A 14,210-nucleotide genomic window follows, 5' to 3' on the forward strand; every position below is an offset into this window, starting at 1 on the left:
ATAGCGTGACGCCTGAGACTACAGGTTCAGGCCACGCCCGTGGAAAGCGTCCCTGGAATGGAAATCAATTTTTAGAATCGATCGATGACATGCAATAACCGATCAATGACACCCAATTATCGCTCAATTCCATCAGACTATTCAAGTCTATATAGTACGTCATCATCCTCATTAGGAGTTCCGCGACCATCCGTATTATTAGTGATGAAATAAAGCGATTCCCCGTCGGAGAATACGTCGCGTACTCGTCCGAATCCCGTGATAGATTGTTCTATCTCGCCTGTTTCCACATTCATAATTTTAATTGATTCACCGCGAAGGGTCGCTACATACAATTTGCCTTGATGAAAGGTAATGCCTGATGGTGCCCAAGTTTCACTGCTGCCAGATGTGATAATAGGAGATTCAAGTCCTTTTTTTGTTTCCTCTCCCTCGATTATTGGATAGCCATAGTTTTTGCCTTGTTCAACCAAATTGATTTCATCATTTGCTGACTGACCATGTTCGGCTTCATATAGTGTTCCATCCTCATCCCAGGTAAGTCCCTGTGGATTGCGGTGCCCCATTGAGAATATTTCAAAAGTACTATCGTCTTTCATTCGAAGTATTTTCCCATTAAGTGAAGCTGGGTCCTGTGCATTATCAGGATTTCCCGCATCGCCAACAGTTACATATAATAATCCGTCTGGTCCAATTTCTAATCGACCACCATGATGAATATTACCGGTTTCTATGCCGTCCAAATGAATAGCGATTTCACGCCATTGACCATCTTCTCGCTTAATAGTCACGACTCTATTAAAGGGCTCTCCGTTAATATCATATGTGTAGTAAGCAAATGCCTCACCGGTTTCTTCAAAGTCAGGCTTCAGTACAAATCCGAGTAGTCCTGCTTCAGAGATAGTGGCAAGCTTATCAGAAAGTTGTACTGGCTCATGTACAACCACGCTATCTTGTATGCGTGCAATCGTGCCAACACGTTCTGATATATAAAAGGTATTGTCATGTAAATTGATAGACCAGGGAATATTTAAATTAGTAGCGACCTTTTCTGTAATTGGACCCTGAGTGGGCAACTTTTCAGTCTCCTCCGTACATCCGAATAAGGCTAGTGTAATAACTAGAAACCATTTTTTCATGAAATCCCTCCTGTATTACTACTTCCCTTAAGAGAACGATTAATCCTTCCAAAGATGATAAGTTTTTCATATGTAAAACCATAATAACTATCGAATTTACTTATGACATTAGTCGATGTATGCTAAATGAACAAAAGCAGATTTTGAAAGAAGGCATTTAAATGGAGTTTTTAATCTTTTTTATTATAGGTATTGTGGGGAATGTAGTTGGCACATTAGTTGGAGGAGGGGGACTTATAAGTCTGCCGATGATGCTTTTAATGGGGCTACCAGTGCACTCTGCTATTGGGGCAAACAAAGTATCTAATACAGTTAGCTCGCTCTCGAGTTTTCTAGTGATCTTCACAAAAAAAGAGGTAACTGGTAAAGAGGCACTTTCGGTATTGGTGTTTTGCTTAGGAGGAGGAATAATAGGAGGACTCATTGCATCTTTTCTAAGTGGAGAGGTACTAATGATAATTGCTATAGTTTTACTGAGCTTCGCCTTTATTACTTCCTTTATGGGAAAAGGGAACTTTGGTGGAAAGGAAACCTTTCAACTGAATAAAAAATCAGCTCCAGCATTATTAGGAATTGGCATTTACGACGGCATGTTCGGTCCAGGTAGCAGCACACTAGCACTATACTTATACGCAAGTGAAAAAATTGCCTACATACGTGCAGTGGGACTTGCCCGAATTGGTGTATTCTCGAGCTGCTTTGGAGCATCGATTACGTATATTTCTACTGGGAAAATTATGTGGTCAGTTACTCTTGCGTTAATGTTAGGAGCGATAATTGGAGCCCAGCTCGGTCTTCGCCTTGCAAGGAAATTAAAGGCAGAGCATGTTAAGCCATTATTACGAGTGGTTACCATTTTACTTTTAGTGCAAATTGTTGTGGATTATTTGAAATAGGGAGGAAATAGTATGAGGATACGCTGTGCTATTCTAGATGATTATCAGCAAGTTGCCTTAAAAATTACAGACTGGTCAACTATTATAGAGAAGGTCGAAATTGTATCGTTTTCTCAGCACTTTTATGATGAAAATGAACTAGTAGAATCCATTCGTGATGCGGAGATAGTAATTGTTATGCGAGAGCGTACACCTTTTGGAGCAACACTTTTTGAAAAGTTACCAAAGCTTAAATTACTGATTACTTCTGGAATGAGGAATGCATCGATTGACCTTGTGGCTGCATCTGAGCATGGAGTTGCTGTTTGCGGAACAGCGAGTTCTTCTGAACCACCAACAGAGTTAACGTGGGCTTTAATACTAAACTTGGCACGTCATATTGTGAAAGAAAACGCTAAATTTCGTAGCAATGGATTATGGCAGAGCACAGTTGGGACAGATTTATATGGAAAGCGTTTAGGTATTCTTGGGCTAGGTAAAATAGGTAGTCGAATGGCAACTATTGCGAAAGCCTTTGGAATGGATGTCATCGCGTGGAGTCAAAACTTAACAAAAGAGCAGACAGATAAGCTAGATGTCAGATTGGCGAAATCGAAAGAAGAGTTGTTAGAGACAAGTGATTACATCTCTATTCATCTAGTATTAAGCGACAGAACTAGGGGACTTATTAGTGAGAAGGACTTACAACGTATGAAAAGCTCCGCTTATTTGGTTAATACATCCCGATCGGCAATAGTTGACCAACAGGCTCTCATAAGAGCGCTTGATGAAAACTGGATTGCCGGAGCAGGATTAGATGTGTACGATATCGAGCCACTCCCTAAGGACCATCCATACCGAACAATGCCAAATGTATTAGCCACTCCACATTTAGGGTATGTAACAGAAAGAAACTACACTACGTATTACCAAGAGGCAATAGAAGATATTCAAGCGTACTTGGATGGAAGAGTGATTCGTTCCTTAATTTAATATATAGAAAAAAGAAAGGCTATCCGAGTTCACGACTCGAAGAATAGCCTTTTCATAATTACTTTAATGCTTCTAGTTGTTTACCAAGCTCTTGTACAGCTTTTGTTTCTTCATCTGTAGTTGTTTTCAGTAATGCTTTTTGTCTTTCAAGTGCTTCATTCAGTGTTGCTAGTTCACCGGATACATCGGCATCTTCTTGTTCACTTTTTTCGATCAATGAGTTGATAGGATCGAATAAGTTTTCATGGCCAACAATTCTGCCTTCTCCCCACATAAGTTTTTCCTTAGGAGCCTCTAGTACATAGTCCGTGAAATAATCGAATACTTCTTTATCAAAGTCATATGCATACCAATTGTTGTCGATAGCCCATAGGTATTCATCAATCGCAGTAGTTATATCACCTTTCTCTAAAGCATCAATAGCTAGTGCAAGATTATTAATATTGTTTTGAGCATGCTCGTGTGGGAATATTTGTGCATCCTCCCATGTTAAGCGAACAAATTGGTCTTCAGCATGTTTGAATGCAGCGAGTAGACCGCTATTCAATTCACGGCTTTCATCATATAATTTCTGTGCAGCTTCTGGATCTTCCTCAGTTAGTGCAGCGAAATAATCGTCATTTACTTTAGCAACCTTTGCATTTACTTCTTCTGCAAGGGCAATTGCTTTGTCAATCTCTGCAACTAATTGTTCGGAAGAAACTTCAGCTTGTCCAAAAACCTCAGTGTCAATTACTTTTTTCATTTCCGTCAAACGTGTTGTGAAGTCCAGTGGAACGACTGCTGTTTGATCGTAATGCATCGAAAGTAATCCATATAGATTCAAATGGAATTTGAATGCTTCCGCATTATATGTGTCCTCGTTATCAAATTGTGAATGATAATGAGTGCGCATAAAATCACTGTCCTGGAAATCATTTCGAAGAGCTGGAACACCAGCAATTCCGAATGAAAAATCGTCTGACCATGTACGTAGTGGGGAAACGACAGAAATACCATCTTTATAGACGCCATCTACACTTGGTACAGTTTTTGCAAACTCCGTTAAATAATTATTCAATTCGTAAACAGAACGAATTTCATCTTGAGTTGTATGCTCATAGGCTGGAAGCTCGAAGTTCATATTAGCAAAAGCTTTTCCAATCCATTCAGGGTGAATATTGAATATTTGGTTATACGCTCCGGTTGACCAGTCATAGCGAGAATTAGAAACTCCCCATTCCTCAGCAGCAAGTGCGTTGAAAATAATCGTTTTTTCTGGTTGATAACCACTGTCTACTAACCCTTTAGCAACACCCATCATTAACCCGATGGCTGCATGGTCATCCTGGAATCCTGTGAAGTAAGAATCGTAGTGAGCAGATAAAATAATATATGATTCAGGATCTTTGCCGATAATTTTTCCGTAATAGTTATAAGACTTTCCATCCATTTTAACAGTAGATTTAGCATCGAATTTTACAGTCATCGTACCACTCTCACTAGATTCTAAAGCTTTCTTCAGTTGATTTGCATCGGTTTGAGACATAGAAAATGCAGGAGCATCATCTGGTCCGCAAACGTCCTGGGCATTAAGCGCATCTTCATCTACTTCCGCATATCCAGCTTCCTGAACTGCAATTACTGCAGCAGCTCCTTTTAAATGTGCTTGGTAGGCAGGATAGTTAATCCACCATTCCTCACGTTGATTTATATCAATTAAAACTAGCTTACCTTCGACGTCAAGATTTGCTAAATCATCAGCAGTCCCTTTACCGCCGTATACAATTTCAAGATCCTTCGCACCATTCGTATCGAAATTTACTTGGTAAGCCCCTAAAACGGCCAAATGCTCCTTGCCGTTTTCATCTACGAAAGTTAGGTCAGCCTTTTCAAATTCCCATGTGTCTAAGGTGAACTCGTCCTTGGTCACTTCAGTAAGTCCAATTTTCTTCATTTCATCCGCAATTTTTTCCCCAGTTTTTAGCTCTGCCTCTGATCCAGCAGTCCGATAACCAAGTTTATCATTTGTTTTAAATTCCTCTAGGCTCTTCGTGAAATCAAAAGCATAATCGACATCAACGGCTGATAAGTAATCTTCATTCACATCCACTAAATCTTTTTCAGGCACAACCTCTTCTTTTACATCTGTCGACTCTTTAGGTGCACAGGCCCCCAATGTCATACCGATTAACATGGAAAATGCTAATCCTCCTATAAACTTGTTCATTTATCACATTCCTTTACAAATTTTTTTAACAACTAGAATATTAAACGATAAAACATAAATAATTACAAGATTATTTTTCATTATTATTCATTCCCTATTAATAAAAGAAAAAACACTAAATGAATTGTATACTTTACACATTTAGTGTAAAATTACACTTAATAGATTGAAAGTTCATTTTAAAGGGGCAGAGTATGGACAAAGAATATGTAATTCAGCTTATTTCTTTGAGGATTCGAATGATCCGACTTGAAAAGGGCTATTCACAGGATAAAATGGCAAGCATTATGGGAATCTCGAAGAAAACGCTCGTCCAAATAGAGAAAGAAAGAGTACAAGCAGGTTGGACAATTGTAATCGCTGTATGTGCGTTGTTTCATGATAGTGAAATATTGCAGTCTGTGTTAGGGGATGAGCCATTGGAAGTAATCGAAACAATTGCACATGACGGCATTAATCGTCCAAAGGATAAATCGATGGGCGGTCGTGTGTGGTGGAAGGAAATAAATTCAAAGGGGAATTTCCGAATGCAACAAAATGTCATTAGCCAGCATTACCGTATTTTAGATGACAAAAATTATCGTTGGTTTAGTTCGTTTGATGAAGATGAAACAAATATTCGTCTAAATGAACTATTCAAAACAGAATAACAAAAGGGGGAATTGGGATGAAAGTAGAGTCGAAAATTGCGGGAGTAATACTTTCTATTTTTGCCTTAATTGGAATAGTGTTCTTTGTATTCATTGGTTTGTTTTTCGTACTTATAATGGGCAAAATAGATTATATTGCACTACTTATAACTTGTGGAGTCGTGCTATATATATTGTTTGTGTTTAATATATTTCATTTTTTTCAAACGAAGCAGCGGAAAATTATTTTTGGAAGTATCGCAGGAGCTGCAATACTAATCAGTGCGATTGCCCCATTAAAAGATGTGTATACTCAATTAATACCAACAGTAGATGCTGAAGTGGATATAGGACAGTATGAACCCTTTTCAAAATTTGGAAATGTCACCACGTTAAACGAGAAAGCTACGCTTCATCTCACAGATGACTTACCAAAATTGGATGGTGCAACTGCGCTTTATCCGTTATACGCAGCAATTGTAGAAGCAACATATCCAGAAAAATCGTATCCATTTTACGACAGTGAAGTAATGGTAAGTACTACACCATATGCATATGAGAATCTCTTTAGTGGAAAGGTTGATATGATTTTCGCTGCTGCTCCTTCGGTATCCCAAAAGAAAACCGCAGAGCAAAAAGGATTAAAGCTTAAAATGACACCTATTGGTCGAGAAGCATTTGTCTTTTTCGTCAATCAAAAAAATCCAATTGATAATCTTACAGTAGATCAAATTACGGATGTATATATGGGGAAAGTGACCAATTGGGAGCAGCTTGGGGGCAAAGATGATTCAATTCGTGCTTTCCAACGACCGGAAGACAGTGGGTCCCAATCTGCGCTTCAATCACTTATGAAGGGAATGCCACTTATGAAGCCACCTTCAGAGGATATCGTTACAGGAATGGGAGGAATTATAAATGAGGTATCTCAATATAGAAATTATAAAAATGCAATTGGTTTTACATTCCGCTTTTATTCCACAGAAATGGTCGGCAATGATCAGATCAAGTTATTAGATATAAATGGAGTAGCACCGACGAAAGAAAATATTCAAGCAGATATCTATCCTATAACATCTGAATTGTATATTGTGACCGCTGGAACGGACAATCCAAACGTGGAACCATTAATCGAGTGGATATTATCGGAACAAGGGCAGGCACTTGTGGAAAAAGTAGGCTATGTACCAATAAAGTGAAACTTCAATCAGTGGGGGGCTTCTTCCTCCACTGATCGAAATGAACTCAGGCAAAAAGCGCCGCGTCGTGCGGCAATGCCTGAGTGACCAACGTCCTTTGGCCAGAACCATTCGGGCTTTTACGGGCAGTTATCTCCAACATATGCTTTGTTACTCTGGTAAAGCCTTGAAGTGGGAGTATACTGCCCGTTAATGCGGGATAAAAGAATAGAAAAAGCTAGGTCACATTGTTATACAATACTGCTGATTTCCGTTACAGGTGGACGCTTTCCGCTGGGAAACGATGAGCCATCACTGTCGCTTACGCATCAATGTGACGTCTCATCTGTCTCACTCATCCCACCGGGTCGCCACCTTTCACAACAATCAATATAGTGTAGTACGAGGGCAATAAGATTTAGCATAGCCAGCTTGTCGTTTAGATGATAATAGTGGTCAAAGTTAATATAAAAACCATCTGTTGAATTAGGGATACTATTACGTAATGAAGGGGGGTGGGCTCAGGCCACGCCCGTGGAAAGCGTCCCTGGAATGGAAATCAATTTTGTGCACAGCAAAAAAACAGCATTTTTCTCACAGAGAAAAATACTGTTTTGGAGTTCTGTCCCAGCCTCAATATCCCACGTTAATGATGTAGTAATGACAGTCCGAAGCACTCCGGAAACAGTAAGAAAAAGATTTGTTCACTTAACTACGCTTGCTTTTTTCTTACTATATCTACTCACGTACAAATAAGTTAAATCCAAGGGAAGTTGCTACACCAAATATAATAGCCCAAGCACCAATACTAATTGTCGACCATAACATGGTTTTTACTTTAGATGCACCAAGCGTCATTCCTATAAATGCAGCAATATGAGTACCGATTAGAATGGGTCCAAGTAATAACATACCAGGTAGACCGTATTTGTTCCAAAGCTCTTTTGCACGCTCACTTCTCTTCGATACTTTTTTCTCTTTTCCTTCATTTCGTTTGGCAAGCCATAGTTTAAATTTGTCGTAGCCGATAATAAGGGCAAGCACCGTCACCATATTTCCTACAAAACCGACGATGATCACTGCTACAGGATTCATCCCTGAAATAATCCCAAGTGGAATGACTAGTGCTAATTCGAGCCAAGGAATGGCTGCTCCCAAAAATACTAAGAAATAATCCACGATACATACACTTCCTTCCGTCCCTTTAGTTACGATGTATGTGTGGGAAAAGTTTCACTTTTATAACAGCTCTAGCTCATCGTTCAATTTTTTTACTTGCTGTTTAAAATATACATAGAAGCAAATCCAAAAAGCCAAATAGACTACTAGGAATAATCCCATCGCTAGTAAAAAACTAGAAAGGTTAAAAGGCACCCAGCCTATCCCAAAGGCAAGTAAAAAGTAGAGTACAACAACCGTCACAAAATGGAGAATTGTTTGCTGCCATAATAGGAGCTTTTTATTTTCGAAATATAAAGGACTTACAGTAAAGAACCATCCACAAAAGACAGATCCTAGCGAATTTTTTAGAAATAGTGCCCCATCTAGCGTATCTTTCTCACTAAATAAGACAACCGAATTGGTCAATAAAACTGCGATAAAAGCTCCAAAGAAAATCCCAATCATACTTCTAAATAGGAAGGTTTTCATCCGTTTTTCCTCCTGTTCATTTTCAACGCCTCTTTAATGGCGCTAACATAAGTACGGGATACATATTCTTTTACACCCGATTTAAAATACACACATAATGTTCCGTTGAAGGAGGCCTCAAACCTACTTAATTCATGTAAATTGGCAATGACTGATTTAGAAAGTCGTATAAACTTGTTGGAGGGCAGAATATCCTCAAGCTCATATAGTTTTTCCTTCAATTTATAGGAACCGTTTGCGTTGACCGCTAAAACAGAATCATTTTCGGTATGAAAAAAGTGGATATCTTGAGGCTTTAGTATATGTTGCATCTCATCCACTTTTCCGACTAAAAATTCTGTTTCTCTCCCCTTTATAAAGTCCAGCACCTCTTGCACAGAATCATCTAATATAGGAGTCTCTATAACTACCTTTGTTTCTTTATAATCACGATCAATATCTAGTAAAACCTTCAACTAAATTCACACCCCTCTTTAGGTTAAGTGTAATCGTTTAGCTGAGGGGCGGCTATCCTATTTTTCGTTTATTTTGAATACGTAGGCAAATCAACGCTACCATTACAAGTACAGCTAAGTATCCAACAGAGAGAAGTGACTGTGAGTCCAACGAAAACTGTCCGTTCCAAATTGTGATGAAAAGGTTGTTCATATGGTACAGAGGATTAAAGTCTGCGATTAGCTGTATAAAGTTTGGCATTAGTTGTATAGGCATAGCTAAGCCGCCAGTGAAAATAACGACCTGAAAAATAACTATAGAAAACACCAATGCACTGTTCATACGTTGAAAAAAAGAGTAAATAGCTGAAGCAAGTATGAGCATAACCGTATTCAACAGGATGAAAAAACCGTATGACAACAGGACACTCCAAATTCTAAGTTGTAAATCATACATAAGAAAGCCGATAACAGAAATGAGCACAAATCCAAAGCTAGTCATAATAATGGCGCGAATAATACTAGAAAGGAGCAGCATATTTTTAGAAACAGGAGAAATGCTAATTCGTTTCTCTACCCCTGTTGTGCGCTGCATTACTTGATCAAACCCAAAGGCGAAAAACACAACCGTAAACGTAATAACCAATATAAAGGATGGTGTATATGTTTCGGCATAATTTAAATTACCTGCATACGTTTGTTCTCCAAATAATTGCCCCATGAATAAATACGTAACTGGTGGAACGACGATTGTGAATACTAAGTAAAATAATTCCCTTGAAAACATCAGTAAGTCATATTTCAATTGTGTCAATAGCATATGATTTCCTCCTATATCGTTACTTTCTGAAGATAAAACTCATGGACAGACGGGAAGCCAGAAGCAAGAATTCCAGCGGTCGTGTCAAATACTTCGTTAATACCATTATTGATAAGCATGACTTTGTCGCAATACATTTCAATTTCTTCCATATTATGAGTTGTCAAAATGACTGTTCCACCAGTTCGAGTGTTGTAGTCCGTTATATACGTCCAGAGCATATTACGCATATGTGGATCTAACCCAGTAGTTGGTTCATCCAAAATCAGCAACTTTGGATTAGATAAAAAGGCAATCGCTAAACTTACAATTTGCTTCCATCCTCCTGATAGCTTGTCAAAATATTTCTTTCGATGTGGTTCTAATTGGAAGTCTGTTATAATCTGATGAATCTCTACATTGGATTGATAATAGGCTTTGAACAATTTCAAAAGCTCTTCTACTTTTAGCGTTTTATAAAATTGAGTGGGCTGTAGAACGACCGAGATTTGTTTTCGAATTCCGTCTAAATTATTTTTTTGAATATCTTTTTGAAATAAAACTACATGACCTTGATCATATTCTTTGATAGTCATTAAAATTTCCAAAAATGTAGATTTCCCCGCTCCATTCTTTCCAATCACTCCGATTATTTCTCCAGCCCGTGCTTGAAAGTTCACCCCTTTTAAAACCTGATTCGAGCCATAAGCCTTTTCCAAATTATGCACTTCCACTATATTCATGTAGATTCCTCCAGTAACTTCTTTGTACACCAAGTGTATGTCAATAATATGTTCACGGTCTGCTGTTTCAAGGTGAGATGTATGAATGGAAGAGCAACCTGCAGAAAAAGGGAGGTCAGTTGCAGGGGGCAGAAAAAGGATATAGCGGAAAATTTTAAAGAGTGCGATAATATGGTTCGGAGTAATTTGGACAGGAGTGAGTAAAGTGGTTTATTTAAGTATGGTATTTTTTCAAGTTGTTGGACCGATTCTAATAATGCTTGTGATTGGAGCAATCCTACAACTCAAGTTCCGTTTTAACTTAAAAGCGTTATCTAATCTAATCACATACTGCTTAATGCCGGCAGCGGTATTTATTAATATTTATGAGACCCAAGTAGATGTGAAAGTCCTAACTAGTATTATCGTTTATTTACTTATTTTTAGTATTTGCCTTATGATGATTAGTTGGTTATTTAGTAAATTATTAAAGCTTAATAGAAACCAAGCAGCAATCTTTAATAATAGTATTGTTTTGATAAACTCCGGAAATTACGGGATCCCAGTTAGTCAAATGCTGTTTGTGGCAAATCCACTTGGTACATCGATTCAAATAATCATCGTTATATTCCAAAATATTATTACCTATACATATGGTTTATATAATTTAATCTCCTCAACTAAAACTGGTTTGGACATACTTCGCAGCTTACTACGTCTGCCGATTGTTCATGCCTTAATCATTGGTGCAATAATGAACTTTTGGAATATTGGGCTTCCTATTACATTTAGAATTCCGATTGAATACTTAGCGAATGCTTTTATATCAATAGCACTTATTGTATTAGGTGCTCAGCTGGCGCAGTTAGAGTTAAAAACAATATTTAACAAGGTCATTTTCACTAGCACTGTTGGTCGATTAATAATTGGACCTACATTAGCTTTTGGATTAATCCTACTAATGGGTTTTGACGGGGTAGTAGCTCAGTCATTGTTTATCGCAAGTGCATTTCCAACATCCCGCAATAGCTCTACACTAGCGCTAGAGTACGATGTAGAGGCAAACTTGGCAGCGCAAATTGTATTGTTTTCTACAATTATGAGCTGTATAACGGTAACTATTGTGATTTATATTTCAACTATTTTATGGGGATAGAGAAGAGAGTGGTAAGCATGAAAAAGAGGTCGTTACAATCACGTATTTTTTTATTTGGTGCAGTATTTGTATCGCTTGTTGCAATTGTTATCGGGATTTCCTTTTACTTTATCATTTCACATGCGGTGGAGCAGCAGGTGGGCGAACGGGCACTTAGTATTGCGAAAACAACTGCAGAGCGTCCCGATATTTTGGCGGGATTTCAAACAGAAAATCCATCAGAAATACTTCAGCCGATAGCCTCTGTCATTCAGGAGAGAACAGGTGCAGAGTATGTAGTAATCGGAAATGAAGACGGGATTCGCTATGCACATCCAATAGAAGAAAGAATAGGTCAAAAAATGGTAGGTGATGATAACGAACAAGCACTTATTTATGGTGAATCATATGTTTCCGAAGCGACCGGTACTTTAGGAAAAGCTTTACGAGGAAAGGCACCTGTTATTGACGAAAACGGACAAATTATTGGGATCATTTCGGTCGGTTTTTTAAAGGATAATATTGCTTCAATCTTTGCCATGTACATAAATAACATTGTTTATATCGTACTAATTGCTATTTTACTAGGTATTATCGGGTCGAGTATATTGGCACGCAATATTAAAAAAGAATTGTTTGACTTGGAGCCGTCGGAGATAGCGAATCTTTTTACCGAGCGGAATGCATTGATAGAGTCCGTCCGGGAAGCAATTATAACAGTAGATGCTAATGGGATTATTAGAATGGTAAATAATGCGGCATATGAGATATTATCACTACCTACCCGTACTGAGTTAATTGGTCGCAGCATAAGGGAAGTTATTCCGAATACAAGCCTGCTGCAGGTAATGGAATCGGGAGAGGGTCAGTTAGACCGTCCTATGGAGATACGAGGTAAAAAAGCGATAGTCAACCGAATTCCAATACGAGTAGGAGATAAAATTGTCGGAGCAGTGTCTAGCTTTCGCTTACAGTCAGATTTTGATCGCTTGGCAGAGGAATTGTCGCAAGTGAAGCAATATACAGAGGCGCTGCGTGCTCAAACACATGAATATAACAACTCATTATATACGATTTCAGGGCTTATCCAATTGCAGTCATACGATGAGGCACTAGATATGATTCATATAGAAACTGCGGAGCATCAATCACTTATACAATTTATGACGAAACGCTTGCAGGATCCTTTTCTTGGAGGAATTGTAATTGGTTTTTTCAATCGTGCAAAGGAATTGAAGATACGGTTTATTTTAGATGAAGATAGCAATTTAGATAGATTACCAAAACATCTTCAAAAAAATTTATTGGTTTCGATAATAGGAAACTTAGTAACGAATGCATTTGAAGCAATTGAAAGCTTTCCGGAGGAGCAGCGAATTGTTCGCATATTAATAGTGGAGACAGACGAAGAAATACTAATAGAAGTGGAAGACTCTGGTAAGGGAATTGCAGATAATTTGTTCGAAAAATTGTTATTGGAGAAAGTTTCGACTAAAAGCGAAGATGATCGAGGATATGGATTGATGAAGGTTAACGAAAATGTAAATGATTTAGGAGGAGTTATTGCATTAGAAACAGGTGATTTGGGTGGAGCGTTGTTTATCGTTTCGATACCAAAAGGGGGGTACTTATATGACAAAGGAAATCGAAATATTAATCATAGAAGATGATAAAAGAATTTCGGATATACACCGACGATTTATAGAAAGGTTGGATGGTTTTCAAGTAATTGGCACAGCGAACACGGCAGAAGAAGCAAAGGATTGGATTCTATCCTACAAACCAGATTTAATACTTTTGGATGTTTATTTACCAGATGCGCTTGGTACAGATTTATTAGCAATCATTCAATCACATAGTCCAGAGACAGATATTATCTTTATAACAGCAGCTGCAGAATCAGAAATTGTAAAAAAAGCATTTCGAAGTGGGGTTGCAGACTATATTTTAAAGCCGTTAACTTTTGAAAAGTTTAAGGAAAGTCTCCTCGGATATAAATCTAAAAGGGAAATATTAGCGGCAGAGGGAAGTGTCGAGGAAAATTTGATCAAGTCCTTATGGAATAACACGATGTCTTCCCCGATATTTTCAGACATAACACCTCCTAAAGGAATAGATCCATTAACAAAGGAAAAGGTAGTAGACTATATAAAAAAAATAGAAAATGGAATCACCGCTGAATCTCTTGGAGGAGCAGTGGGGGTAAGTCGCTCTACGGCGAGACGCTACTTAGAATATCTAGCATCTGAAAAAATTGTTTATGCGGAATTAATATATGGAACCGTTGGCAGACCGGAACGGAGATATTTCATCATATCATCGTGAACTTTATGAACAAAATGCACTTTAAAATCATTATCTAACTTATTACCAAAAGCATCGAATATAGAGAATGTTTTGATAAATTATATACAGGCGTATGAAAACGCTATCAAAACATTTGGTAT

At 38.1% G+C, this 14,210-nt stretch carries 14 protein-coding genes; 7 read left to right on the top strand and 7 right to left on the bottom strand.

Features of this window, described 5'->3' with window-relative positions:
* Positions 1-137: 137 nt before the first annotated feature.
* Positions 138-1,139: a PQQ-dependent sugar dehydrogenase gene (locus tag MKY37_RS13310; RefSeq protein WP_340777837.1), complete on the bottom strand. Its 1,002-nt coding sequence runs from the start codon at positions 1,137-1,139 to the stop codon at positions 138-140.
* Positions 1,140-1,300: 161 nt separating this feature from the next.
* Between MKY37_RS13310 and MKY37_RS13315 the strand changes: the two genes are divergently transcribed.
* Positions 1,301-2,035, top strand: a complete 735-nt coding sequence (locus MKY37_RS13315) for a sulfite exporter TauE/SafE family protein (RefSeq protein WP_340777839.1) — start codon at positions 1,301-1,303, stop codon at positions 2,033-2,035.
* A 12-nt stretch (positions 2,036-2,047) separates the two neighbouring features.
* Entirely contained in the window at positions 2,048-3,007 is a 960-nt protein-coding gene (locus MKY37_RS13320; RefSeq protein ID WP_340777840.1) for a D-2-hydroxyacid dehydrogenase family protein, read from the top strand.
* Between the two features lie 58 nt (positions 3,008-3,065).
* Here the strand turns inward: MKY37_RS13320 and MKY37_RS13325 are convergent, their stop codons facing one another.
* Positions 3,066-5,216, bottom strand: coding sequence for a M28 family peptidase (locus MKY37_RS13325; RefSeq protein ID WP_340777842.1), 2,151 nt, complete (start codon positions 5,214-5,216; stop codon positions 3,066-3,068).
* A gap of 194 nt (positions 5,217-5,410) precedes the next feature.
* Between MKY37_RS13325 and MKY37_RS13330 the strand changes: the two genes are divergently transcribed.
* Entirely contained in the window at positions 5,411-5,866 is a 456-nt protein-coding gene (locus MKY37_RS13330) for a helix-turn-helix transcriptional regulator (protein WP_340777845.1), read from the top strand.
* A gap of 17 nt (positions 5,867-5,883) precedes the next feature.
* Complete coding sequence (locus MKY37_RS13335; protein ID WP_340777847.1) at positions 5,884-7,044, top strand: PstS family phosphate ABC transporter substrate-binding protein; 1,161 nt, start codon at positions 5,884-5,886, stop codon at positions 7,042-7,044.
* Between the two features lie 717 nt (positions 7,045-7,761).
* Here MKY37_RS13335 and MKY37_RS13340 read toward each other — a convergent pair.
* From MKY37_RS13340 to MKY37_RS13360, 5 genes are read right to left on the bottom strand one after another with little or no spacing between them, the layout of a single operon-like run.
* The gene (locus MKY37_RS13340) at positions 7,762-8,205 is read right to left on the bottom strand and encodes a small multi-drug export protein (protein WP_340779926.1); all 444 of its coding nucleotides are present in this window, start codon (positions 8,203-8,205) and stop codon (positions 7,762-7,764) included.
* 57 nt (positions 8,206-8,262) lie between these two features.
* The gene (locus tag MKY37_RS13345) at positions 8,263-8,673 is read right to left on the bottom strand and encodes a DUF3021 domain-containing protein (protein ID WP_340777849.1); all 411 of its coding nucleotides are present in this window, start codon (positions 8,671-8,673) and stop codon (positions 8,263-8,265) included.
* Complete coding sequence (locus MKY37_RS13350) at positions 8,670-9,128, bottom strand: LytTR family DNA-binding domain-containing protein (protein WP_340777850.1); 459 nt, start codon at positions 9,126-9,128, stop codon at positions 8,670-8,672. Before MKY37_RS13350 ends, MKY37_RS13345 begins: the two co-directional genes overlap by 4 nt.
* A gap of 52 nt (positions 9,129-9,180) precedes the next feature.
* Positions 9,181-9,927, bottom strand: a complete 747-nt coding sequence (locus MKY37_RS13355) for an ABC transporter permease (protein WP_340777852.1) — start codon at positions 9,925-9,927, stop codon at positions 9,181-9,183.
* A gap of 11 nt (positions 9,928-9,938) precedes the next feature.
* Positions 9,939-10,649: an ABC transporter ATP-binding protein gene (locus MKY37_RS13360; RefSeq protein ID WP_340777854.1), complete on the bottom strand. Its 711-nt coding sequence runs from the start codon at positions 10,647-10,649 to the stop codon at positions 9,939-9,941.
* A gap of 205 nt (positions 10,650-10,854) precedes the next feature.
* Here MKY37_RS13360 and MKY37_RS13365 point away from each other — a divergent pair, with 205 nt between their 5' ends.
* From MKY37_RS13365 to MKY37_RS13375, 3 genes are read left to right on the top strand one after another with little or no spacing between them, the layout of a single operon-like run.
* Entirely contained in the window at positions 10,855-11,784 is a 930-nt protein-coding gene (locus MKY37_RS13365) for an AEC family transporter (protein WP_340777855.1), read from the top strand.
* A 17-nt stretch (positions 11,785-11,801) separates the two neighbouring features.
* Entirely contained in the window at positions 11,802-13,433 is a 1,632-nt protein-coding gene (locus tag MKY37_RS13370) for a sensor histidine kinase (RefSeq protein WP_340777857.1), read from the top strand.
* Positions 13,396-14,088, top strand: a complete 693-nt coding sequence (locus MKY37_RS13375) for a response regulator (protein WP_340777859.1) — start codon at positions 13,396-13,398, stop codon at positions 14,086-14,088. Before MKY37_RS13370 ends, MKY37_RS13375 begins: the two co-directional genes overlap by 38 nt.
* The last annotated feature ends 122 nt before the right edge of the window (positions 14,089-14,210 follow it).

The organism is Psychrobacillus sp. FSL K6-2836, from assembly GCF_038003085.1.
Taxonomy (GTDB): domain Bacteria; phylum Bacillota; class Bacilli; order Bacillales_A; family Planococcaceae; genus Psychrobacillus.

Excerpts from the sequence above, each read along its gene's own strand:
- MKY37_RS13310 (WP_340777837.1), bottom strand. The coding sequence starts at position 1,139 with ATGAAAAAATGGTTTCTAGTTATTACACTAGCCTTATTCGGATGTACG.
- MKY37_RS13315 (WP_340777839.1), top strand. The coding sequence starts at position 1,301 with ATGGAGTTTTTAATCTTTTTTATTATAGGTATTGTGGGGAATGTAGTT.
- MKY37_RS13320 (WP_340777840.1), top strand. The coding sequence starts at position 2,048 with ATGAGGATACGCTGTGCTATTCTAGATGATTATCAGCAAGTTGCCTTA.
- MKY37_RS13325 (WP_340777842.1), bottom strand. The coding sequence starts at position 5,216 with ATGAACAAGTTTATAGGAGGATTAGCATTTTCCATGTTAATCGGTATG.
- MKY37_RS13330 (WP_340777845.1), top strand. The coding sequence starts at position 5,411 with ATGGACAAAGAATATGTAATTCAGCTTATTTCTTTGAGGATTCGAATG.
- MKY37_RS13335 (WP_340777847.1), top strand. The coding sequence starts at position 5,884 with ATGAAAGTAGAGTCGAAAATTGCGGGAGTAATACTTTCTATTTTTGCC.
- MKY37_RS13345 (WP_340777849.1), bottom strand. The coding sequence starts at position 8,673 with ATGAAAACCTTCCTATTTAGAAGTATGATTGGGATTTTCTTTGGAGCT.
- MKY37_RS13355 (WP_340777852.1), bottom strand. The coding sequence starts at position 9,927 with ATGCTATTGACACAATTGAAATATGACTTACTGATGTTTTCAAGGGAA.
- MKY37_RS13360 (WP_340777854.1), bottom strand. The coding sequence starts at position 10,649 with ATGAATATAGTGGAAGTGCATAATTTGGAAAAGGCTTATGGCTCGAAT.
- MKY37_RS13370 (WP_340777857.1), top strand. The coding sequence starts at position 11,802 with ATGAAAAAGAGGTCGTTACAATCACGTATTTTTTTATTTGGTGCAGTA.
- MKY37_RS13375 (WP_340777859.1), top strand. The coding sequence starts at position 13,396 with ATGACAAAGGAAATCGAAATATTAATCATAGAAGATGATAAAAGAATT.